Genomic DNA, 24424 nt, shown 5'->3' on the forward strand with positions numbered 1-24424 from the left:
AGATCATTAACCAAGGGAAAAATAAAAATCATGATTATTAAAAATCAAACAAACTTTAGTCGTCTAACAATCAAATTCCGAACCTTGCAGTCCTCAACCCACCCTTTAATAAAAAACGACAAAAAACAACATTTGAAATTAAAAGGAGGGCAGCCAGTGGCTGTCAGGTAAATTACAAAAGACAGTTTTTAAGTTTTGAAATCCGACACTTCGGGATCAGGCAGTGAAATCGAAGATTATTTCATCCGTTCGCCTTTCAGGCTCGGGTCATGAATACAAAAAAAACAATATTGATCTATGAATAATTTTATGTTACTTTTTTGATCAAACAAAAAGTAAAAACATGATGAAAAACCCGATATGCGATACTATTTTCAGTGCTAACAACCAAAACTAACAACCAAAATGTGCATTAGCAAGATATTCGCTGTCAAGGTCATTAAGTTAAGTATAATAGTTAAAAAAAGTTTTTTTTGTCATTCAGATAAAGGAGGACTCGTGGGTTTATCCGAATAGGCGAAGAAATCTCAACAAATAAGAGCAACAAACTAAGATTCTTCCTTCGTCAGAATGACAAATTTGGAGAGTTAAAAGTGTAGCTTAATGACGTAGTGCTCGCGCTATCCAAAATAAAACTGAAACTTTATTATTATCAAACTCAACCACTCGGTAATTAATAACAGATAACCGAAAACAGATAACCGAAAACCGAAAACCGAAAACCGAAAACCGATAACAGATAACCGAAAACCGATAACCCATAACAGACAACAGACAACCAAAAAACAACCCATACCCCTAAAAAAAAAGCCCAAACACGAAGTTTGGGCTCTCATAATAAAACATCATAACAGAAATAACTCTATTACTTCTCCTTTCGAAACACTCTTTTAAGCAGGATTGAAATACTAAAACTAACAACTGCCCCAATAATAGCCAGTACAATAGTTCGCAATAAATCATCCGAATTTAAATTCGGCAACACACTCAAAAAAGTACCACTCGCAGTCCCTATAAGCGGACTGTTACTGGTCGACACTGAATTCCGAATTAGGATCGCTTGTCAGCTGACTTACGGCTGACAACACCCCGCCAGCAACAGCTAAATAGCCACCTAGTGTGACAATAGTCAATGGTAAGACGAAAGGAGCAGCTACAATACTGCTACCAATGGCTGCCACAACAAGCCCGATAGTGCGAAGTACTTTAAAAAATTTCGGAGTAGGAGACTTAGCTCGTTTTAGTATACTCATAATTTTGCTTTTTTATAATTCCGATCAGGAATAAGATTGAACAAGTAATAAAATACTCTCTTTGGTTTCCAACTGAGGATAAACCAACATTTTAAGCTTATCAAGAGCTTTCTTAGAGTGGATTCCGGAACCAGCATTCGTAAGCTGACTCACAGGAGCAATGCACCCTCGAAGCTCAGTTAAGGCATGGTTCGCTGGATGAAATAATATTAAACTCCTATTAGGAACATTCAAAATTTCAAAATGCCAACCAAATCTACTGCTATAGCGCTTCTCTATAAAATATTCTCCCTCAGGAATGCAGGAAACTTGGGGTAGATTATCCCTGAAAGGCAGTTCAATCGTATAACAAATTAATCTGCCTTCATAAACAATTTTTCCATTGGTTCCATTGGGTAAATATGTTCTAGTTAAAACCAAAACCATTTTAAAGTCCGCTTACGGCAACTAACGCCAAAGGATTATACGACCCATTTTTTAGAGTATACATCTGACTGTTGACTTCTTGGTAGAATTCTATACCTAAAGCAAGAAAAATAGGCTTTGTGCTATTCGCAGTTACTAGATTAACATGATTAATTGCTACTGTCGGAATTGTATTCCAAGGTAGAGGAGCAGTTTCATTGTTGGAAGAAACAAAGGTTTCAGCCTCAAAATCAACTTCGCTTACTCCTGAAATAATCTTAAAATGGGTCGTTCCAGAAGGAGCAGAAATCATATTCGCAGGAACAAAAGGAGCAATAGTAATGGATATTTCACCAGTAACGCGGTCAATGTTGCTAATGTAAGGAACAAACAAGCAGGAGCCTAACGTACTGTTAACGTTAAAGTCAAATCCGGTTAACAATTCGGCCTCTCCGTCAATCACGTTACGCAAACCACGCACACTGGTCGTGTCAGCTTGAATAACCCTAATCATAGATTGAGTCAAACGGCTAACCATTCTACTGTCAGAAGAGTTTAAGAGCAAGGTGCGTAAGGACAATCGTAGCGTTTTACCTGCCTTACCGGCTCTGCCAAACTCAGATCCATTTTCTCGTGTACGTTGAAAAGCAGGATCGTTCGCAATTCTTTTGGCATCAAGGCCTCCTTTTTCACGGGCCAGATGACCATCCTTAGTTTTGTAAAAAGTAATATCTCCGATAGTACCTCTTAATTTAATAATACCTTTTTGTTGGGCCATAATTTCTAATAGTTAAATGTAGATGTATAAAATGTTAGGTACATTTTTTCAAACCTGATAAAACCAATTTCGATGCATCTAAAAGCGGATTTACAGTGCAAATCTCTGTTTAATTATTTGTAAATCAATGGGATAGGGTTCGTAACGGACCATAAAGGACTAATACGATCAGTTTAGCCTATTTTAACACCATAGAATTCTGTATTCTATTGGATAATAGTCTTCAATATATTTCAATCAAGCTACATTTCAATCCCAAATAAGAATGTCTTTTACGTTAAACTAGTCAGACTTCTTATTCCTAGGCCATAAAATAAAAGGAAATTTCACCATTATAGGATATTCATCCGTTCCCTAAAATAAAAAAGATAATAGTAGAGTGATCAGATCTCCTCAGATAAAACAGTTAACCCTCAATTTTCCGCCACTTCCATTCCATTTTAGTGGTGAAGGCGGCGGCCGGGTGGTAACAATCAAACCATAAACCCTTCACCCTGAGAGAAGCCGAAGAGTTGATCAAGCAAAAAAGAAAAAGCATAATAAGAAACAGGATAGGCGATAATCTTCTACCATGTTACTAAACAAAACTAAAACTCAAAATTATGGACACTATTAAGATGCTCACTCTCAAGATTATTAAGTTAAAGGTAATAGTTAAAAAAAGATGTTTTTTTGTCGTTCAGACAAGGGAGGACTCGCGGGTTTATCCGAACAGGCGAAGAAATCTCAACAAATGATAGCAACAAACTAAGATTCTTCCTTCGTCAGAATGACAAATTTGGAGAGTTAAAAGCGTAGCTTAATGACCTAGTGCTCGCGCTATCCAGAATAAAACTGAAACTTTATTATTATCAAACTTAACCCCTCGGTAACTAATAACCGAAAACCGAAAACCGATAACCGAAAACCGATAACCGATAACCGAAAACAGATAACCGATAACCGAAAACAGATAACCTTCATCATCTAATAGAAATTAGAATCTTCAACACTAACAAAACATACAAAATAAGTTTTTACCTATTAATAAAGAATATTCCATAACTTTGAAAGGCACATTCCGCTTCCGCAAATCAAAGTAGAGATACTAGTAGGCAAAGGCATGAATAAAGCATAGATAAAGCATGAAAACAGAACTGAAAAGAGTATGTATTTACCCGAAAGACGTTCAGAGGATCACAGGAAAAAGCTATCGTTACGCACGGTTGCTTTTAATAACTATTAAAAAGCAGTTAAATAAACAAGAACATCAATTCGTAAGCATTGAAGAGTTTTGTTTATACACGGGCTTAAAATTAGAACTGGTACAGCCGCTGATCGTGGGTTAAACAGTTGAGCTTAGCTACTCATATACATGTTCATACAATCTTCAAACTAGTTCAACAACTAGTTCAAGCAAAATGGTTACTTAAGCAGTTGAAGCCGAAATTTTTACAAAGTACGCTGCTTATATTTAATTTTGATGTATTGTACAGTATACAATTACAGCAAAATTTTTATTTCAAATTATTTATATTTGATTAATTAACTATTTTTGCAGGAGTATGGCAAATCTGTGATTTGTAATAAAAAATGTTGAAACATTATCAACATTGCAATTGTGCTAAAGTATTTAATCGAAGTTAATAGAGCTTTATTTTGTGCGCTAAACTTTAAAAAAAGTAGCGTTCATTACAATTACAGCAAGTTTTTGCAATTACCATTGCTTTTTGCCATTGCCATTCATTGTAGAAAAAAAACATAAGAGTAACATGATAAAAAAAATACTTGTAACAGGAGCAAACGGACAGTTAGGTTCAGAGCTTAGACAAATAGCTGTCAATAAAACACAATTTAATTGGGTTTTTACTGATTATCAAGAATTAGATTTGTGCGATTTAGCTCATTTAGAACAAAAAATAGCAGTAATTAATCCTAAATTAATCATTAATTGTGCAGCCCACACGGCTGTTGATAAAGCAGAATCAGAGGTTGAATTATCAGACGTTTTGAACCATCAAGCAGTAGCGATAATGGCCAGCTGGAGTCAAGCCAATGATTGTAAAATGATCCATATCTCTACTGATTACGTTTTTGATGGAAACTCAGCAGTGCCCTTGACAGAGGAAGCAGAAACAAATCCTATAAATGTGTACGGACGTACTAAACTTGCCGGTGAAAATGCATGCAGGAAAGAGAATCCAAATGCGATTATCATTCGCACTTCTTGGGTTTATTCTAGCTTTGGCAATAATTTTGTAAAAACAATGTCACGCTTGATGCAAGAGAAAGACAGTTTGAATGTGGTTAATGACCAAGTAGGATCGCCAACTTACGCAGCTGATTTAGCACATGCAATTGTTGTGATTATAGAACATAAAAAATGGCAAGCTGGAATTTATAATTTTTCTAATGAAGGGGAGATTAGTTGGTACGAATTTGCTTTAGCAATTAAAGAAATAGGTGGTTTTGAGTGTGAAGTAAGCGGAATCTCAGCTTCAAATTATCCAACACCCGCAAAACGACCCGCGTATTCCTTATTGGATAAAACAAAAATAAAAAATACGTTTGGTGTAATTGTGCCAGAGTACAAGGAAAGTTTGAGGAAGTGCATCGAATTATTACGAATTAAATCGAATTAATCGAATAGATTTTAATCATAAAATAGTTTATAGCATTTTGATTTTGTAGAGACAGTTGATGAAGAATCTTTCATGGACTTTTAAAAAAAATATTAATTTGAGAAATTCGAAATAATTCGGGAAAATTCGAAATAATTCGGGAAAATTCGAGAAATTCGTAACAAAGAAAAATAAATGAAAAAAATACTAATAACAGGTGGTGCTGGATTTATAGGTTCTCACGTGGTAAGACGTTTTGTAAATAAATATCCAGAGTATCAAATTTTTAATTTGGATGCATTAACGTATGCCGGAAATTTAGAAAATATTACGGATATACAAGATGCTCCAAATTATACTTTTGTAAAAGGAGACATTGTAGACGCGAATTTTATTGACAACCTTTTTGCTGAACATCAATTTGACGGCGTTTTACATTTAGCGGCAGAGTCTCATGTGGATCGTTCTATAACTGATCCTTTATCATTCGTTAAAACAAATGTTATTGGCACGATGAATTTATTAAATGCCGCTAAAACAATATGGAAGGTTGATAGGGCAGGAAAACGATTCTATCACATCAGTACCGATGAGGTTTATGGAAGCTTAGGTGCAGAAGGATTATTTACAGAAACTACGGCTTATGATCCAAATTCGCCTTATTCAGCTTCAAAAGCCAGTTCAGATCATTTTGTAAGGGCCTATGGCGAAACTTATGGGTTGCCTTATGTATTGACAAACTGTTCTAATAATTATGGACCATTTCATTTTCCTGAAAAATTAGTTCCATTGTTTATCAATAACATCATTCAAAATAAACCTTTACCCGTTTATGGCGACGGGAAATATACGCGTGACTGGCTATTCGTTGAAGATCATGCAGTAGCGATCGATTTAGTTTTTCATGAAGGGGTGAATCACGATACTTATAATATTGGTGGTTTCAATGAATGGCAAAACATTGACTTGGTGAAATTACTTTGCAAAATCATGGATGAAAAACTGGGAAGACCCGCGGGAACTTCAGCGCAATTGATTACTTATGTTAAAGATCGTCCGGGGCATGACTTGCGTTATGCAATTGATGCCTCAAAAATCAATAAAGAATTAGGATGGAAACCTTCAGTTACTTTCGAGCAAGGGTTAGAGAAAACGGTAAACTGGTATTTGGATAATGAGAGTTGGTTGAAGAATGTGACGTCGGGAGCTTATGCGAGTTACTATGAAAAACAATACACGAATTAAAACGAATTTCACTAAAAATGGATGCAACCAATAAAATACTTTATAAAGAAGAAAGCTTCGCTATTGTTGGCGCTTGTATGAAAGTACATCGATCCTTAGGAGCTGGATTCTTGGAGGCAGTTTATGAAGAAGCATTAGAAAGAGAATTTGTAAATCAGAAAATCGTTTATAAAAGGCAAGTCAAACTAGATTTATATTACCAAGGTCAAAAGCTTAAAAAACAGTATCGAGCAGATTTTATTTGCTATGATGAAATTATAGTAGAAATAAAAGCAGTGTCACAAATACCAGTAGCATTTTATGCACAATTGCAAAATTATTTAAAATGCACAAATATGGAGTTAGGAATGTTGATTAATTTTGGTACGTCTTCCTTAACTTATAAAAGAATGATTAATTTAAAATAATTCGAATTAATTCGTAAAAATTCGTTTTAATTCGTTCTAATTCGTTTTAATTCGTCTTTAATTCGTAAAATTCGTAAAAAAAATGAAGGGAATAATACTCGCCGGAGGTTCCGGAACTCGTTTGCATCCATTAACACTTGCTATGAGCAAGCAAATGATGCCGGTTTATGATAAACCAATGATTTATTACCCATTGTCAACATTGATGATGGCGGGAATAAATGAAATATTAATTATCTCTACACCGCATGATTTGCCTAATTTTAAAAAATTATTAGGTGATGGGAAAAACATTGGCTGTCAGTTTAGTTATGCGGAGCAAGCAATTCCAAATGGATTAGCACAAGCCTTTGTAATAGGAGAAGACTTTATTGGCAAAGACAGTGTTGCCTTAGTTTTAGGTGATAATATTTTCTTTGGTGCTAATATGGATCAATTGCTCAAGTCAAATACAAAGCCGGAAGGCGGAGTGGTTTTTGCTTACCATGTCTCAGATCCTGAGCGCTACGGAGTAGTGGAATTTGATAAAAATCTTAATGCTCTTTCTATTGAAGAAAAGCCTTTAGAACCAAAGTCCAATTATGCCGTTCCAGGTTTATATTTTTATGATAATACAGTAGTTGAAATTGCTAAAAATATCAAACCGAGCCCGCGTGGAGAGTACGAAATTACGGATGTTAATAAAGTATATCTTGAAAAAGGAGCTTTAAAAGTTGGTATTTTAAGTAGAGGAACAGCTTGGTTGGACACAGGAACTTTCAACAGTTTGATGCAAGCGGGTCAATTCGTCCAAGTTATTGAAGAACGTCAGGGGCTCAAAGTAGGTTGTATTGAAGAGATTGCTTGGAGACAAGGTTTTATTACTGAAAAACAGCTAGCAGCACTTGCCGAACCTTTAAGAAAATCAGGTTATGGAGAATATCTTTTAGGATTATTAAAGCAGAAGTTTTAGAATAGTGCCAGTTATCTTTTAAATTTATTGTTTATTTTCTTGTCAAATAGAGCCCTTTGCCTTCGCTCAGGACAGGCATTTAGTCGCGATTATATATGACTTTTAAAAAAGTTGCACCTGTACTCAAAAGAACAAAAAATCAACATCCTTTTATAGTATATTCGAAAATGAAGTGCCATAACAAATTACTAAGAATTGAGAGCATTATCAGCGCCAGAGTTATTAACCCACAACCGATAACACACAACCGATAACCCACAACATACAACAGATAACCGACAACCGACAACCGACAACAGATAACCGATAACCCACAACAGATAACTGACAACAGATAACCGATAACTGACAACCGATAACAGACAACCGATAACTGATAACAGAAAACCCACAACAGATAACTGACAACAGATAACAGATAACCGATAACAGACAACAGACAACCGATAACCGATAACTGATAACAGAAAACCCATATCTCCACCATGCTTTACCTAGGATTATTGATTTTGTTTATTGCTCTTGAACTTGTTTATTTCAAAATTGCCGATAAATATAATATTATTGACAAACCCAACGCTAGATCTTCACATACAGCTATCACTATTAGAGGAGGCGGTATATTATTCCCTTTTGCAATAAGTATTGCTTATTTATTAGGTTACATTTCCTGGCAAATAACAATTGCAGTTGCTTTAGTGGCTGTAATTAGTTTTATTGATGATGTAAAACCCTTGTCTCAATTACCGCGATTTGCATCGCATGCAATCGCTGTAGGTTTAGTTTTCTTTGATTTACATTTGTTTTCAGAAGCGATTTGGATACTTGTAATCCTATTTGTTTTAATAATAGGATGGATCAATGCATTCAATTTTATGGATGGAATAAATGGAATAACTGTATTATATTCCCTAATATCCATTGTTACTTTTGCTTTTTTACCAGTTAATCAGACTAGTTTACCAGTATTAATTACGATGGGTATTTCATGCCTTGTTTTTGGATTATTTAATGTTCGAAAAAAAGCTAAAACATTTGCAGGAGACGTAGGTAGTATCAGTATGGCTCTTTTCTTAGGATATTTTATGATTAAATCGATTGTAGAGTCAGGGCAGTTTGGTTTTGTCCTGTTTTTTGCTGTGTACGGTATTGATGCAGTCATTACTATCGTTAGTCGTTTAGTAAAAAAGGAAAACATTTTTCAACCGCATCGTTCGCATTTATACCAATATTTAGCGAATGAAAAAGGATTTTCTCATGTCGTAGTTGCTTCACTATATGCTAGTGCCCAATTAATGATTAATATTGTAGTTGTATATATGGATGGGAAAGGATATTTATCTTTAAATGGAGTTGGTTTGTTCTTATTGCTCTTGACTTTTATTTATTTGATGATTCGTGTAAATATCTTGAGTCAACTCAGTTCTAAATATCAAAAATAATTAAGTTTACAGCTAAAACTATAAATCGGTGATTAAACATACGCGATTAAATGCAAAAAAGAATATTTGACATTGTTTTCTCCTTCGTTGTTCTTTCTTTATTTTTATGGTTGCTAATAATTTCATGGTTTATTGCTGCGATTGACACTAGGACAAACGGGATTTTCACTCAACAGCGAATTGGTCAGCATGGTCGAAAATTTACTATTTTAAAACTTCGCACCATTAAAAATGACTTGTTATCAGGAAAACAAACTATTTCAAAAATGGGTTTCTTTTTAAGAAAATATAAATTAGACGAGTTGCCGCAACTCCTTAATATTTTAAGTGGTAAAATGAGTGTTGTGGGGCCAAGACCAGACTTAGAAGGGTACTATGATTTATTAGAGGGCGAGAGTAAGAAAATAGTACAACTGAAGCCGGGGCTAACGAGCGCTGCTTCGTTAAAATACATAAACGAAGAAGAAATTCTCAAAAAACAAAATGATCCATTACTTTATAACATGACCGTTATCTTTCCTGATAAAGTACAAATGAACTTAGCGTATTTTTACAATCATAGTGTTTTTGGTGATTTTAAAATTATACTGAAAACAGTCATAAAGGTTTGGTTTTAATTTAGGAATGATCCTTAAATTACATATAGGTGGAGATTATTAAATTTTCTACCCGCATCTAAATATTATTCTAACGTAAACTATTATTCTATTAAAATCTAATGTCATTTTCTAAAATCTTATTGTCAAGCCCTCACATGGGAGGGGGAGAACTGAAGTACATCCAAGAAGCACTTAATAGTAATTGGACTGCTCCAGAAGCATCTATTATAGATTTATTTGAAGAGGATTTAGAATGCTATTTGAGAAAAGGTCATGTTACAGCCTTAAATTCAGGTACAGCTGCGATACATCTTGGACTTATTTTACTAGGCGTCCAACCTGGAGATATAGTAATTTGCCAAACGATGACCTTTTCGGCATCAGCAAATCCAATTTTATATTTAGGCGCAACTCCGGTCTTTATCGATAGTGAAATCGAAACATATAATTTGTGTCCAATAGCACTTGAGGAAGCAATTTTAGATTGTATTCAATCTGGAAAAAAACCTAAAGCTATAATTGCGGTACATTTGTTTGGCACTCCCTACAAAATTACGGAAATAAGAAACGTAGCGGATAAGTATGGAATTCCTATTTTAGAAGATAGTGCTGAAGCATTAGGTAGCAGTTATAAAGGACAAATGTGTGGAACCTTTGGCGATATTGGTGTTCTTTCATTTAATGACAACAAAATAATTACTACTTCTGGTGGTGGTGCACTAATTACTAAAAATAAAAAAGTAAAGGAAAAATCTATTTTCTTAGCAACGCAAGCTAAAGATAAAGCACCGCACTATCAACACAGCGAAATTGGATATAATTATCGATTAAGTACTATTTGTGCTGGTATTGGTCGCGGCCAAATGGAAGTTTTAGAGGAACATTTAGTACTTAAAAACATAGTTCACCAGTTTTACATTGATTTATTCAAAAGTATAAAGGGAGTAACAGTATATGAGGTTCCAGACGATAATTTTACTTCTAATTATTGGTTAACAACCATAATAATTGATCCGCTACAAACTAACGGAATTGATAAAGAAATGTTGCGATTGGCATTATTACAGGCTAATATAGAATCTAGGCCACTTTGGAAACCTTTACACTTGCAGCCAGTATTTAATAAATACAAATATTATGGTAGTAATGTGGCTCAAAAACTTTTTGAGGTTGGTCTATGTCTTCCTTCGGGACCCATTCTTTCTAACGCAGACAAAGACCGAATACGAAATGTTGTTTTTAATATATTTTAATATAATTTTTCTTTGTAATTTTGAACAATAAAGTAGTAGATTCATATTTTTGAGAAATTAATAGAAATGCTACGTTTTTATTTACATAAAAGTTACTTTTGATAATCCGAAGAAAAATCTAATTAAATTAAACATTTTGATTACCAATAATAAATTTGACTTTTCAACTTTTAAACATTTTTTCTTTTCAAGAGAAAATTTAAAATTTAATATCCAAAATTTAGGCTACCTACCTCGATGGCTTATTGTTATTTTTGATTTAGCGATTCTTTTACTTGCGTTTTTATTCACTCTAGTTATTTTTAGAGGAACCGGTTTAGATTATATCATTACTACGCACACTATTGTTTTTTCGGTTTGTTTGTTTACAACTAATATTTTCTTTTTTTGGTTATTTCGAACTTATTCAGGAATTATTAGACACTCTTCTTACATCGATGCTGTCAAGCTGTGTTTTTCTCAGACAGGTGTTTTCATTATATTCCTTCTTTCTAATTTCATATATGAATTATCTTATGGTGAAAAGGCTTTTTTAAATACGGCTTTCTTCATCAATATAGTACTTTCTTTTTGCGGTCTATTAATTTATCGAGTGATTATTAAGCAAACTTTCGAGCTTTATTTTTCTGAAATTGGTACTGAAAAATTAATTCGGACTATAATATATGGCACGGACGCAAATGCGATCTCAGTCGCAAATGCTTTAAAGTTTGAAACACCAACACGTTTTAAAATTGTAGGTTTCGTTGATAAACAAAATAAAAACGCGTCTAAGAGAATGTTAGATTTACCCATTTTAGTGCAAAAGAAAAAATTACCTACACTAATGAGGTCAATAGGTGCGGAAGGTTTGATCATAGCCGATAAAAGTTTGTCAAAAGAAGAGGAATTGCTTATAATTGATCAATGTCTTGAGTTTAACTATAAAGTGTATCATGTACCTTCAATTACGAATTGGGAAAATCAAAAAGAGATTTCTCAAAAAGTTCAAACTATTCAAATTGAAGATCTTCTAGAAAGAAAACCAATTGTATTGGATTGTCAGCTAATTTCAAAACAATTAAAAGATAAGACTATTTTAATAACAGGTGCGGCCGGATCAATCGGAAGTGAAATTGCGCGGCAGGTTTTAGGATTTGACCCAAGCGTAATTATTTTACTAGATCAAGCTGAAACACCTTTGCATCATTTGAAATTAGAGACTGAAAGTTTTGAGTCATTTACAAAAATAGTAACTGTCGTTGCTGATGTTAGAAATAGAGAAGCGATGAATAAGGTTTTCAATTCCTATAATCCGCAAGTCGTTTTTCATGCAGCTGCTTATAAACATGTTCCTTTAATGGAAGAAAACCCATCACAGGCAATTTTGACAAATATTGAGGGGACTAAAATCTTAGCTGATTTAGCCTGCTTGTACAGCGTAAATAAGTTTGTAATGGTTTCAACTGATAAAGCTGTTAATCCCAGTAATGTCATGGGAGCTAGTAAAAGAATAGCTGAAAAGTATGTTCAGTCATTGCAAGCTAAATGCCTAAAATCGAAAGGCAAAATTTCTACAAAATTTATTACCACTCGTTTTGGAAATGTTTTAGGTTCAAATGGTTCCGTTGTTCCATTATTCACAAAACAAATTGCGGCTGGAGGTCCAGTCACCATCACTCACGCTGATATAATTCGTTATTTTATGACGATTCCTGAGGCCTGTCAATTGGTGCTAGAAGCAGCGGCAATGGGTAACGGTGGTGAAATTTATATTTTTGATATGGGTAAACCAGTAAAAATTATTGACTTAGCACGTAAGATGATAAAGTTAGCGGGATTTATTCCTGATAAAGACATTCATATAGAAATTGTTGGTTTAAGACCGGGAGAGAAATTATATGAAGAATTACTGAACGATACGTCAAAAACACTGCCTACTTATCATGAGAAAATCATGATAGCTGAAGATATTCTTGACGACTTTGATTTATTAAACAATCATATTGAAGACTTAATTAACAAAGCAAATTATTTTGGAAATGACGATATTGTCGCACAGATGAAAAAAATAGTCCCAGAATTCAGAAGTATGAATTCTGCTTTCGCAATATTGGATAAATAAAAAATATTAATTTCGATGCGGTTAATAAAAGTTCCATAAGATTTATCTTCTGGAACTTTTGTTGTTTTAAATAGTTGCTATGTTCCTTATTACCATTTTAATTTTGGAGAATTATTTTAAAGGACTTTAAATACTTACTAAGTTAGTACCATTTTCCTATACAGCTTAGAAGAATCCAAAAAAAAGCAAATAAATTCGATAAAAGATTTTAAGAATTTATACCTATCCATTCGTAACCTTTCAAAACATAAATCTTATTTTGCATAAAGATCAACATTCAAAAAGAGGTATTGTATTTAAAGTGATAATGATTTCAATTTCTCTTACTCAAATTTGAAAAACTGATTGTTGGCAATTGCTTCATTTAAAGGTGTTACATCTTTAAATTGTACTTTTTGATTAAAAGCTGCAATGTGATTATCATGATGAACATCAGAGCCAACGAAGCTATACATATCTTTTTTTAATAATTGTTCCGCTATTTTCATAATTCCACCACCATAATATCCTACGGTAGCTAATAAATTGAGTTGGAAAAGACAACCTGCTTTAATTAACTTTTCATATTCATTAAAGTTATTATGATAAAAAAGATAACGTTCGGGATGCGCTAGTACCGGAATATAGCCAGCAACTTGAAGATCAAAAAGAATAGAGTATAATTGTATTGGTGCGTTGAGATATGACATTTCTACTAAAACGAAATTATCTTTCAAAGTTAGCAGCTTGTTTTTTTGAAATAATTGAACAAACTGATCATCCATTAAATATTCAGCGGCGGCCTTGAATGGAATAGTGGTTTGGTTATTATATAATTGTTGAATGGTTGTATTCAGATTTTTGTCAATATCTTCTGTAGTATTATTCCACACGTGCTGGATAACATGAGGTGTAGTGATCAATTGTGCTGTTCCAAAACCAATTAATGCATTTGTAAGTCGCAGTGTATCATCAAAATTTTTAGCTCCATCATCAATTCCTGGTAAAAGATGAGAATGTATGTCAATAAAATCATCAGGAATGAGATCTTTCAACTGCAATTTAGCCTTAAATAGTGTAAACATTTTGTAAAGGTAAAGAAAGTTACAATTAGTAGCTGCTTTTAGTAGCTTTACTAAAGATATAATTGAAAAGTGCTAGTGTAAAATTATTTTAAAATAAGAGGAGCGTTTTGATTTCTCTATATTTTATAAGGTTAATAATATAAAATCTTGCTTTTTTTAACATTTGTTTTTTTAACGTTAAAATAACAAAGAAAATTAGATTTATATTTAGAAAACTATTTGTTTATTAAATATTTATTAATGATTTTTGCTAAATAACTAATTCAAAACTAATTTAATATGAGATTAAAATTCAAATGGATTTTTACGCTAGTACTAGCGTTATCTATGCAGTTTTCTTTCGCACAGGAAAAAACTGTTTCGGGTGTTGTTTCAGACGCAGGCGGACCAGTTCCAGGAGCTAATGTCGTTGTCAAAGGAACAAAAAATGGTGTTCAAACTGACTTTGACGGAAAATACTCTATCAAAGCGAAGGCGGGAGACGTTTTGGTTGTTTCTTACATAGGAACTACAAATGTTAATGTTACTGTTGGTGCTTCCAGTGTCATAAATGTGAAATTGGTAAGTTCGTCGCAAAGCCTTGAGGAAGTAGTAATTATAGGTTATGGTACACAAAAACGTGCAAAAGTTATACAAGCTAGTAAAGTTATTGATAACAGCGCTATGGAAAATTTAACAGTTTTATCACCACAACAAATGTTACAAGGTCAGGCTGCAGGTGTGCAAGTAGTTCAGTCATCTGGAGTTCTTGGAGCTGCAACCGTAGTTAAGATAAGAGGTAATGCTTCTATCACTGCTGGTGGTAGACCGTTGTACGTGATTGATGGGGTACCGTTGAACGATCTTTCTTTTTCAAATGCTCAAGGAGGACAGGCATTAAATCCGTTATTAGAGATCAATCCAAATGATATTGAATCTCAAACTGTCTTGAAAGATGCATCTGCAACTGCTATATACGGTTCTAGAGGTTCTAACGGTGTTATTTTGATTACTACGAAAAGAGGTAAGAAAAATCAACCAGCTAAGGTAACTTTTGAGCAAACTCTATCGGTAAGCAGAGCTACTGATTTACTAGACATGATGGACGGTACAGAATATCGTAAGTTCAAGACATTGAGGGGTGATAATCCTATTAATTTCCTAAGAAACGACTACGATTGGCAAGCTGGTGTAACAAGAGAAGGCGTTTCGAGGGGAACAAATTTGTCTATTGCAGGAGGTTCAGACAAGACAACTTACTACATTGGTTTTGGTAGATCTGATCAGCAAGGATTTATCATCGGAAATAAATTAACATCAACTACCGGTAAGATTAGTATTAATAGTGACATCAGCGATAAAATTAAGGTTGGAGCTAATCTTTCATATAGTGAAGTGGATAATGATAGAGTCGGTTCGGAAAACAGCACTTTCGCACCATTAACTGCTGCATATTTACAGAGTCCATGGATTTCTCCCTTTGATGCTACTGGGAGCTTAACAAGGCTTGCAGGATTTATACCAAATGTCATAGCAATTGAGAAATTTGATACAAATAAGGCAAAAACAACTAGAGCTTTTGGTAATGTTTTCGCTGAGATTGAGCTATTTAAAGATTTAACATACAAAGCAGATTTTGGTGTTGATAGATTACTACTTGAGCAAAAAGAGCGTTCGTTAAATATTAATACTCCAGGTGGATCAGGTTATTATGCTACAGGTATTCAAAATAAATATGTTGTAACTAATACTTTGAATTACGAAAAATCAATCAATAAACATTCTTTTTCTGGTATAGTTGGATCAACTTATGAGCAAAATGATATAACAAATGCAGCAGTTTCTGCCATAAACTTTGCTTCAGATTTACAGCTGAATGTAATTTCAGGAGCTGAAAAGCAAACTACCACATCATCAACGCAGAATTCAAGATTAAATGGTTATTTTGCAAGAGCTACTTATGACTTTGACTCTAAATATCTTTTTGAAGTGTCTGGAAGAAGAGACGGATCATCAAGATTTGCTGAAAATAGAAAGTATGGTGAGTTTTGGGCTCTGTCAGGTGGATGGAATATTGTTAATGAGAATTTCATGAGCAACCTTGAATTTATATCTGACTTAAAGCTAAGGGGCTCGATTGGAACTACAGGAAATGATAGAGTAGGAGATTTTGCTTTCTTTCCACTTTATGCTGGTGGTGTAAATGGGGCTTATAACAATAACCCTGGTTTTACAAATACCCAACCTGAAAATACAGATTATCGTTGGGAGCAATCTAAAACTACAAATCTAGGTTTGGATGTTGCGATTCTGAATAATAGAATAAGATTGTCTATTGATGCATATTACAAGAAGACTACCGATTTGATTTTAAATATTCCAATTGCAGGATCAAATGGTTTTACTGTAATTGCAGCAAATGCAGGCTCTATGGAAAATAAAGGTTTAGAATTTGACTTGTCTACTTTAAATGTTGACACTGAAAATTTTAAATGGAGAACTACATTTAATATATCAACTAATAAAAACAAGGTTCTTGAGTTACCAGGGGCTTCTACAGGAGCAGATGGAAATAGATTTATTGCTGGTACTAATCAAAGAGCAATAGAAGGTTATTCAATAAATAAGTTTTTTCTAGTGCGATATGTTGGTGTTAATGCGCAAACAGGAAATGCAGAATGGCTTGATATTAACGGTGTCCCTACTACTACACCAAGGGATTCTGATAGAGTAATAGTTGGAGATGCAAATCCAGATTTTGCTGGGGGTATTACCAACACATTTAATTATAAAAACTTTGACTTAAATATATTCGCAAATTTTAGTTATGGAAACAATATTTTTGTTGATGGTCAAAGATTTACTGATAACTTAGCAAATGATTTTAATAAAACTTCTAAAGTTTTAGATTATTGGACTACACCTGGTCAAAATGCTTACACACCGGCTTTAACTAGTACGACTAGAGCAATATTTGCACGTACATCTACCAATCAACTTAAAGATGGTTCGTATTTAAGAATTAATAATGTAACCTTAGGTTATAATTTAGATTCAAATATTTTTAAAGAATCAAATTTCTTTACTTCGGCTAGAATCTATGTAAGTGCGACAAATCTTTATACGTTTAAAAGTAAAGAATTGGCAGGAGTAGATCCAGAGACAACGAGCACTGTGGCGAATTTAGGACAGGGAGAAACTTTCTTTACGCCGCCACAATCTAAAAATTATTTATTAGGTGTAAAATTAACTTTCTAAAATAAAATCAATATGAAAAATATAAAAAACATCCTTTTTGCTGTGTCAGCACTTGTTTTTGCAAGTTGTGATAACTCGCTGGAATTAGCTCCTGAGGATTCATTAACCCCAACCATAATATTTTCCACAGAAGCGCTTGCTGGAAACGCAATAAATGGTATGTATAGCTCAATGCAAAGTTCCAACGTTCTTTCTGGTATACCTGACACGATGGGTGAGTGGCAGTCAGACAATGTTGAATTCGTGGGTTCTTTTCCTACATTTGACGAGATTTATACTTACAATACGCTTTCGGATAACACTTCTATTTTAAATATTTGGAATGCTAATTATTTTAGCATCAACCAGGCTAATATGATTATTAAGAATGTTCCATTGATGAATGTAACAACCTTTACTGCAGCAAACAAAGATAATTTAGTTGGACAGGCTAGATTTGTTAGGGCATTATTGTATTTTAAGCTTTCACAAATGTTTGGAAAGCAGTTAAAGCAAGACCCTACTGGCGCTAGTTTATCTGTTCCTTTAGTTTCAGAGCCTTTTCAAGGTACTGTGAATAAACCTTCTAGGTCAACACTTAAAGAAGTTTATGATTTCATAGAAAAAGACTTAATATTTGCTAGAAGTACAATAACAAACACTGCAAAAGATAAGGCTACTGCATCTGCGGCCAATGCATTGTTAGCACGATTATATTTATACCAAGAAAGGTTTCCAGAAGCTATTGAGAGAGCAAATGATGTAATTAGTGCGCCAGGAATCACGATTGCAACAAACTATGCTTTCTACAATGCGACAAGTTCAGAACATGTTTTTCAACTACAAAATATAGCTGGAGATTCTGGGTTTGCTGAGTCATTTTCAAAATTATATAGTCCTACTGCTAATGGTGGTAGAGGAGACGCTCCTTTCTCTCCTAACTTAAGAGCTGCGTTTGAATCTGAGGCAGGTGATTTAAGATATTCTTTGTCAAGAATCGGTGTTGATGCTAAAAACAGGTCTTCTTTGTTTACTACTAAATATCCCAATGGTCTCGCTAATACAGATGATCCGAACATATTACGTGTTTCTGAAATGTATTTGATTAGAGCGGAAGCTAATTTTAGAGCTGGTACATCCAAATACGATACTCCAGTTAGAGATTTAAATCGTACTAGAGTAAGAGCATCATTATTGCCGCTTACGACAATTACATCTTTAAATGATATTTTAGTAGAAAGACGAAAAGAGTTTTGTTTTGAGGGCTTAAGAAGAATGGATCTTTTAAGAAATAATTTGCCTTTAAGGTCTTCGGCCATGGATAACTTTTCTAAATCGCAGCCGAATGCGGATAAAGTTGTATTCCCTATACCGCAAAGAGAAAGAGATAATAATCCTAATCTAACGCAGAATACTGGATATTAATTTAATTTTAATTATTTTTTATTATTAGAGAGAAGACTAGAATTAGCATTTGAAATGGACCGTTTTTTTACTTTAAAGAGATTAGGTTTATCAATGGTTAGAAATGCAGTGGAAGGTGACTACGCTGATGGAACTGGAACTAAAGTTGAAACTACAGCATTAACTGTACCAGCTGGAAATTTCAAGTGGCAGATGCCAATATCACAATTTGCAATAGATTTAAACAGTAATTTACAGCAAAACCCTGGATACTAGTTTTAATTTTAATATTATTTTGGAAGCCTCTTTGATTTAAATATCAGGGAGGTTTTTTTATTAATACAAATTTATAAATTTTGATAGAACATAGGTACACCCAAGGTAATTACTAAATATTAGTTTTTAGTGCGTGGAAATAGACTAATTATTTAATTTAACACTATATTCATTTACCTTTGCTCAACAACAGTTTAACAAAAGACATTTTAACCACATCTTTTTCTAATGAGGATTATCTATATTATATTTTTTTCCATTTTACCTTTAATGTTATTTTCTCAAGTAAGGACTGTAAAAGACTTTAGTCCTTCAATTGACAAAAAAATTTTAGTTGACACCGCAAAAGCCAAAATTGCATCAATTGATTTATATAGAGTAATTACAATCGATAGAGACACAACTTACGTAGATACGTCTCTTACTATCCAAAAAGAATATAGCCACAACTACTTGAGGAAAGATATTTTTGGCCTTTTACCTTTTGCTAATGATGGACAAACTTATAATACTTTACAATACGATTTAGTAGATATTTCACCCTATCCTGAATTTGGTTTTAAAGCGAAGCATTTTAATTTTTTAGAAGCAAACCAAATTAAATATTATTCTGTCGCAACACCATTAACGGAGTTATATTTTAAAACTACAATAAAAAAAGGGCAGTCAGTGGACGCGTTTATAACTTTAAATACTTCAGAAAATCTTAATTTTTCAATTGCGTATAAGGGACTGCGTTCAGAGGGAGAGTATATTAATCAATTGTCCAGTACAGGAAATTTTAGGTTCACAACTAATTACAACACTAAAAATAAAAGATATTTTCTAAAAGCACATTATACCTATCAAGATATTTTGAATGAAGAAAATGGTGGAATTACGACTATTAATAATTTTGAAAGTGAAGATCCCAACTATAATAACAGACAACGATTTGAAGTTTTTTTAAATGATGCAAAATCATTTTTAAAAGGAAAAAGAATTTTTGTAGATCATAATTTTCGACTCAATTCAAAAAAGGGCTCTAATAATATTTATGTGACGCATCAGTTTAACTACGAAAACAAGTTTTTTGAATACAATCAACAAACAGTTTTTTCAACAGTAGGCAACGAGTCTGTTTTACGTTTTGGTGATTCTTTCGTTGATAACGGAATAAATGATCAAACACGCTATAATAAAATGTATAATCGTGCAGGAGCTATTTATGAAAATACTACTTTAGGTAAATTTTTGTTTTTTGTTGATGATTTTAGATCGAATTATTACTACAATAGAATTCTCATATTCGATAATCAAAACACAATTCCTAGTTCATTCAGTCAGCAAATTAATAGTGCTGGTGGACAATATGATTATACTAGAAATAAGTGGAATGGAAAGTTTTTATATTCCAGATCTATAACAACGCAGTCGCTTTCCAACTTTGACGCACAATTAAAATACGATTGGAATGATCAAATTCAGTTGGCATTTCAATATCAAAACCTTAATAAATTACCAAATAATAATTATAACTTATATCAAAGTAGTTTTGTGCAGTACAACTGGTCTAATAATTTTAAAAACGAAAAAATTAATGTAATAAAAGCTAAAGCTCTTACTCCATGGGTAAATGCTGAGTTCCAATTTTCAGTATTGAATGACCATCTATATTTTGAAAATACTTCAAGTAATGAGCAAAAATCACAAAGAACTCTAATATTGGCACCAAAACAATTTAACGGTACAATCAATTATGCTTCAATAAAAGCAAGTAGAGAATTTAAATTTGGAAAATTCGCATTGGACAATACTATTTTATATCAAAAAACCGAGCAAAGTGATTTAATTCTCAACGTTCCGGAAATCGTGACTAGAAACACTATTTATTATACGACTTACATGTTTAAAAAGGCTTTGTTTTTACAAACGGGTGTGACTTTAAACTATTTTTCAAATTATTATGCAAATGATTATAATCCTGTAATTGGAGAATTTTTTGTTCAGAATGAAAAAGAAATTGGTAATCATCCTAATTTTGATTTTTTTGTTAATGCCAAAATTCAAAGAACTAGAATTTATTTTAAAGCGGAGCATTTTAACTCTTCTTTAACGGGTAACAATTTCTATGCTTCGCCAAATAATCCTTCAAGAGATTTTACAATTCGATTTGGTTTGATATGGAATTTCTTTAATTAAACTTGTAATATTATTTGTCACTATTGTGAATTTTTAACCGTTGTTACTTTAAAAATCGGTGGTAAGTTCAGCTTTCTACGTACAGTTTCGACGATACCTTTTTCATCGTATAAGCATATTTTCATTAACTAAGGCAGGATAAGATGGTCATTATTTATTGCTAATTCTCTCATCTCTATTCGACTTTGTAGTTTATTCAATCGCACTACTTTATGGAAAACCGCAAATTGTCTTAAATTCATAAAGCATATCGGTACTTAGGACTACATTATTTTCATTACTTAAAGATCAATATTATTTTTTGTAACAAAACAGTATCTTTGCAAATCATTTTATAACAAATGAGATTTAAAAAAAGATAAATTCAAATGCAATACGCAGAAAATATACTTGGAACAATAGGAAATACGCCTTTAGTCAAACTTAATAAAATCACTGCAGAAGTCGATGCCCTTATATTGGCTAAAGTCGAAACGTTTAATCCTGGAAATTCTGTAAAAGATAGAATGGCCGTAAAAATGATTGCAGATGCCGAGGCTGACGGTCGTTTACAGCCGGGAGGTACAATTATTGAGGGTACTTCTGGCAATACGGGAATGGGGCTTGCTTTAGTAGCAATAGTAAAAGGATATAAATTAATTTGTGTTATTTCTGACAAACAATCTAAAGAAAAAATGGATATCCTGCGTGCTGTTGGTGCGAAAGTTGTAGTTTGTCCCACAGATGTTGAGCCTACAGATCCTAGATCTTATTATTCGGTTTCCAAAAGATTAGCAGATGAAACTCCTAATTCTTGGTATGTAAATCAGTATGATAATCCATCGAATGCGATCGCACATTATGAGCAAACTGGTCCAGAAATATGGGAGCAAACCGCTGGTAAGATTACCCACTTTGTTGTTGGTGTAGGAACTGGAGGAACTATATCTGGAGTAGCTAAATATTTAAAAGAAAAAAATCCAAATATAAAAATTTGGGGAATCGATACTTATGGATCAGTTTTTAAAAAATATCACGAAACCGGTATATTTGATGAAAATGAAATTTATTCTTATATCACTGAAGGAATAGGCGAGGATATTCTACCTAAAAATGTTGATTTCTCGCTGATAGATGGTTTTACAAAAGTGACTGATAAAGATGCGGCTGTATACACGAGAAGAATTGCATTAGAAGAGGGAATTTTTGTGGGAAATTCGGCTGGCGCAGCAATCAAAGGCTTGTTACAATTAAAAGAACATTTTAAACCAAGTGATGTCGTGGTTGTTTTATTTCACGATTCGGGAAGTCGTTACGTAGGTAAAATCTTTAATGATGACTGGATGAGAGAGCGCGGTTTTCTTGACAAAGAAATAATTAAAGCTGAGGATGTTATCAAGGAACATCTTGATAAATCATTAATAGTGGTTCGTACTGAAGAACTCGTTTCTCATGCAATTGAGCGAATGCGAAAATTCAAAATTTCTCAAATACCAGTAATAGACATCTCAGGATTTGTAGGATCAGTCGATGAAAGTGACTTATTTCAAAGCTATGTCGCAAACAAAGATGTCGCCGATAAACCTATAAAAGAGATTATGGGTAAACCATTTCCCATAGTTAAACAGAAAACTGCGATAGAAGAGGTTTCAAAGTTATTTACAAAAGATAATGCAGCTGTTCTGGTTGAATTAGATAATGGTAAATTTCATATTATTACTAAATATGACATTATTGGTTCAATAAAATAAAGGAAAAACTAAAATACGTGTTAAAAACAAACCTGCTCGAAATATTTTCTATGCAGGTTTTTTTTATATTTTTTTTTGTGGTAGCAAATGTAGATTGATTTTTTTAGTACATTAGTATTCAATCTAATACGGTCTATATGAAAGAAGATTTTCTTCATTATATTTGGAAATTTAAGAAATTTGATAGTTTGAATTTAAAAACTTCTAGTCATGAGGAAATTACGATAATTAATGTGGGTCAATACTTAGAATTAGCAGGACCTGATTTCTTCAACGCTCAAATACGAATTGGAGATCAAAAGTGGGCAGGAAATGTTGAAATTCATATTAAATCTTCTGATTGGTATGCACATAATCATGAAATTGACTCTGGTTATGAAAATGTAATTCTCCATGTTGTTTGGGAACATGATGCTGCTGTTTTTAGAAGTGATAATAGTGAAATTCCAGTGCTCGAAATAAAAAATTATGTTGATCACAAGATGGTATTGTCCTACCAGTCTCTTCTCACGCCAAAATCTTGGATTTTTTGCGAAAAACAAATCAAAGAAATTGATCAATTCACTTTGAAAAACTGGCAAGAACGACTCTTTTTTGAACGATTGGAGCGAAAGTCTAAACCTATTTTTGAGTTGCTGAACCAATCGAATTCTGATTGGGAAGCTGTTTTATTTATTTTATTAGCAAAAAACTTTGGTTTAAATACTAATGGACAAACCTTTATGAAAATTGCGCAATCCATTCCGTTTTCAGTAATTCGCAAAGAAAGTTATGAAGTTGAAAATTTAGAAGCTTTAATTTTTGGGATGGCTGGATTATTAGAAGTTGATAAAGAAGATGTGTACTTTAAAAACTTGAAATTTAGATATTTTTATCTACTACAAAAATATCAGATTGACCATATTATATTAAATCCGGTTCAGTTTTTTAAACATAGACCAGATAATTTTCCTACAATTCGGTTATCGCAATTAGCTAATCTTTACCATTTACATCAAAATTTATTTTCAAAGATTAGTGAATTGAAATCTTCTAATAAAAGCTATACTATTTTTCAAGTTTCCGCGTCAACTTATTGGCAGAATCATTATCAATTTGATAAGGAGAGCCCAAAAAAGAAAAAGGTGTTATCGAAGTCTTTTATTGATTTAATTATGATCAATACAATTATTCCGCTTCAGTTCGCTTACGCTAAAAGTATAGGAAAAGAAGGCGCTGAAGATTTAATTAATTTACTAAATGAAGTTTCTGCTGAGAAAAATGCAATCATTGATAAATTTGATTCTTTTGGAATAAAATCTAAAAATGCATTTGAAACACAGTCCTTGTTACAATTGAAAAATGAATATTGTAATTTAAGTAGATGTCTTGATTGTTCCGTAGGGATGGAACTGCTAAAAAATAAGTAAAAATAAGTAAAAATGAGAAAATAGAAAATATGTCAATTGATTAATTTTGTAATTTTGCCAATTGCCAATTGCCAATTGCCAATTGCCAATTACTAAAATCAAATGC

At 33.0% G+C, this 24424-nt stretch carries 16 protein-coding genes and 1 pseudogene; 14 read left to right on the plus strand and 3 right to left on the minus strand.

Features of this window, described 5'->3' with window-relative positions:
- Positions 1–1277 precede the first annotated feature (1277 nt).
- Positions 1278–1679, minus strand: a complete 402-nt coding sequence (locus tag BUA99_RS12825) for a DUF5675 family protein (RefSeq protein WP_072993060.1) — start codon at positions 1677–1679, stop codon at positions 1278–1280.
- A gap of 1 nt (position 1680) precedes the next feature.
- Complete coding sequence (locus BUA99_RS12830; protein WP_072993063.1) at positions 1681–2436, minus strand: hypothetical protein; 756 nt, start codon at positions 2434–2436, stop codon at positions 1681–1683.
- Positions 2437–4190: 1754 nt separating this feature from the next.
- Between BUA99_RS12830 and rfbD the strand changes: the two genes are divergently transcribed.
- The 8 genes from rfbD (at position 4191) to BUA99_RS12880 (ending at position 13038) form a co-directional block, all read left to right on the plus strand.
- Positions 4191–5057 (plus strand): dTDP-4-dehydrorhamnose reductase, encoded by an 867-nt coding sequence (gene rfbD, locus BUA99_RS12840; protein WP_200778668.1) that lies wholly within the window; start codon positions 4191–4193, stop codon positions 5055–5057.
- 174 nt (positions 5058–5231) lie between these two features.
- Positions 5232–6281, plus strand: coding sequence for a dTDP-glucose 4,6-dehydratase (gene rfbB / locus BUA99_RS12845; RefSeq protein WP_072993068.1), 1050 nt, complete (start codon positions 5232–5234; stop codon positions 6279–6281).
- A gap of 17 nt (positions 6282–6298) precedes the next feature.
- Complete coding sequence (locus tag BUA99_RS12850) at positions 6299–6688, plus strand: GxxExxY protein (protein ID WP_072993070.1); 390 nt, start codon at positions 6299–6301, stop codon at positions 6686–6688.
- Between the two features lie 82 nt (positions 6689–6770).
- Positions 6771–7640, plus strand: a complete 870-nt coding sequence (rfbA, locus tag BUA99_RS12855; protein ID WP_072993072.1) for a glucose-1-phosphate thymidylyltransferase RfbA — start codon at positions 6771–6773, stop codon at positions 7638–7640.
- Between the two features lie 485 nt (positions 7641–8125).
- The gene (locus BUA99_RS12865) at positions 8126–9082 is read left to right on the plus strand and encodes an MraY family glycosyltransferase (RefSeq protein ID WP_072993075.1); all 957 of its coding nucleotides are present in this window, start codon (positions 8126–8128) and stop codon (positions 9080–9082) included.
- A 50-nt stretch (positions 9083–9132) separates the two neighbouring features.
- On the plus strand, positions 9133–9699 hold the full coding sequence (locus BUA99_RS12870) for a sugar transferase (RefSeq protein ID WP_072993077.1): 567 nt from the start codon (positions 9133–9135) through the stop codon (positions 9697–9699).
- A gap of 101 nt (positions 9700–9800) precedes the next feature.
- Positions 9801–10934 carry a DegT/DnrJ/EryC1/StrS family aminotransferase gene (locus BUA99_RS12875; RefSeq protein ID WP_072993078.1) on the plus strand — a complete coding sequence of 378 codons (1134 nt, stop codon included), beginning with the start codon at positions 9801–9803 and terminating at the stop codon, positions 10932–10934.
- A gap of 136 nt (positions 10935–11070) precedes the next feature.
- Complete coding sequence (locus BUA99_RS12880) at positions 11071–13038, plus strand: polysaccharide biosynthesis protein (protein WP_072993080.1); 1968 nt, start codon at positions 11071–11073, stop codon at positions 13036–13038.
- 323 nt (positions 13039–13361) lie between these two features.
- On the opposite strand, the gene BUA99_RS12885 is transcribed toward BUA99_RS12880, so the two are convergent.
- Positions 13362–14102, minus strand: coding sequence for a tyrosine-protein phosphatase (locus BUA99_RS12885; protein ID WP_072993082.1), 741 nt, complete (start codon positions 14100–14102; stop codon positions 13362–13364).
- A 279-nt stretch (positions 14103–14381) separates the two neighbouring features.
- On the opposite strand from BUA99_RS12885, the gene BUA99_RS12890 reads away from it, so the two are divergent.
- From BUA99_RS12890 to BUA99_RS12915, 6 genes and pseudogenes are all read left to right on the plus strand, one after another.
- Entirely contained in the window at positions 14382–17339 is a 2958-nt protein-coding gene (locus BUA99_RS12890; protein WP_072993085.1) for a SusC/RagA family TonB-linked outer membrane protein, read from the plus strand.
- A gap of 12 nt (positions 17340–17351) precedes the next feature.
- Positions 17352–18743 carry a RagB/SusD family nutrient uptake outer membrane protein gene (locus BUA99_RS12895; protein WP_072993088.1) on the plus strand — a complete coding sequence of 464 codons (1392 nt, stop codon included), beginning with the start codon at positions 17352–17354 and terminating at the stop codon, positions 18741–18743.
- 30 nt (positions 18744–18773) lie between these two features.
- Positions 18774–18998: pseudogene (locus tag BUA99_RS12900) on the plus strand (RagB/SusD family nutrient uptake outer membrane protein); the annotation flags it as partial.
- A 270-nt stretch (positions 18999–19268) separates the two neighbouring features.
- A complete protein-coding gene (locus BUA99_RS12905) occupies positions 19269–21179 on the plus strand; it encodes a putative porin (protein WP_234972975.1) in 1911 nt (636 codons plus the stop codon).
- Between the two features lie 368 nt (positions 21180–21547).
- The gene (locus BUA99_RS12910; protein WP_072993095.1) at positions 21548–22909 is read left to right on the plus strand and encodes a pyridoxal-phosphate dependent enzyme; all 1362 of its coding nucleotides are present in this window, start codon (positions 21548–21550) and stop codon (positions 22907–22909) included.
- A gap of 137 nt (positions 22910–23046) precedes the next feature.
- Positions 23047–24318: a DUF2851 family protein gene (locus BUA99_RS12915; protein WP_072993098.1), complete on the plus strand. Its 1272-nt coding sequence runs from the start codon at positions 23047–23049 to the stop codon at positions 24316–24318.
- Positions 24319–24424 lie beyond the last annotated feature (106 nt).

This window comes from Flavobacterium segetis, from assembly GCF_900129575.1.
In the GTDB taxonomy this organism is placed as follows: domain Bacteria; phylum Bacteroidota; class Bacteroidia; order Flavobacteriales; family Flavobacteriaceae; genus Flavobacterium; species Flavobacterium segetis.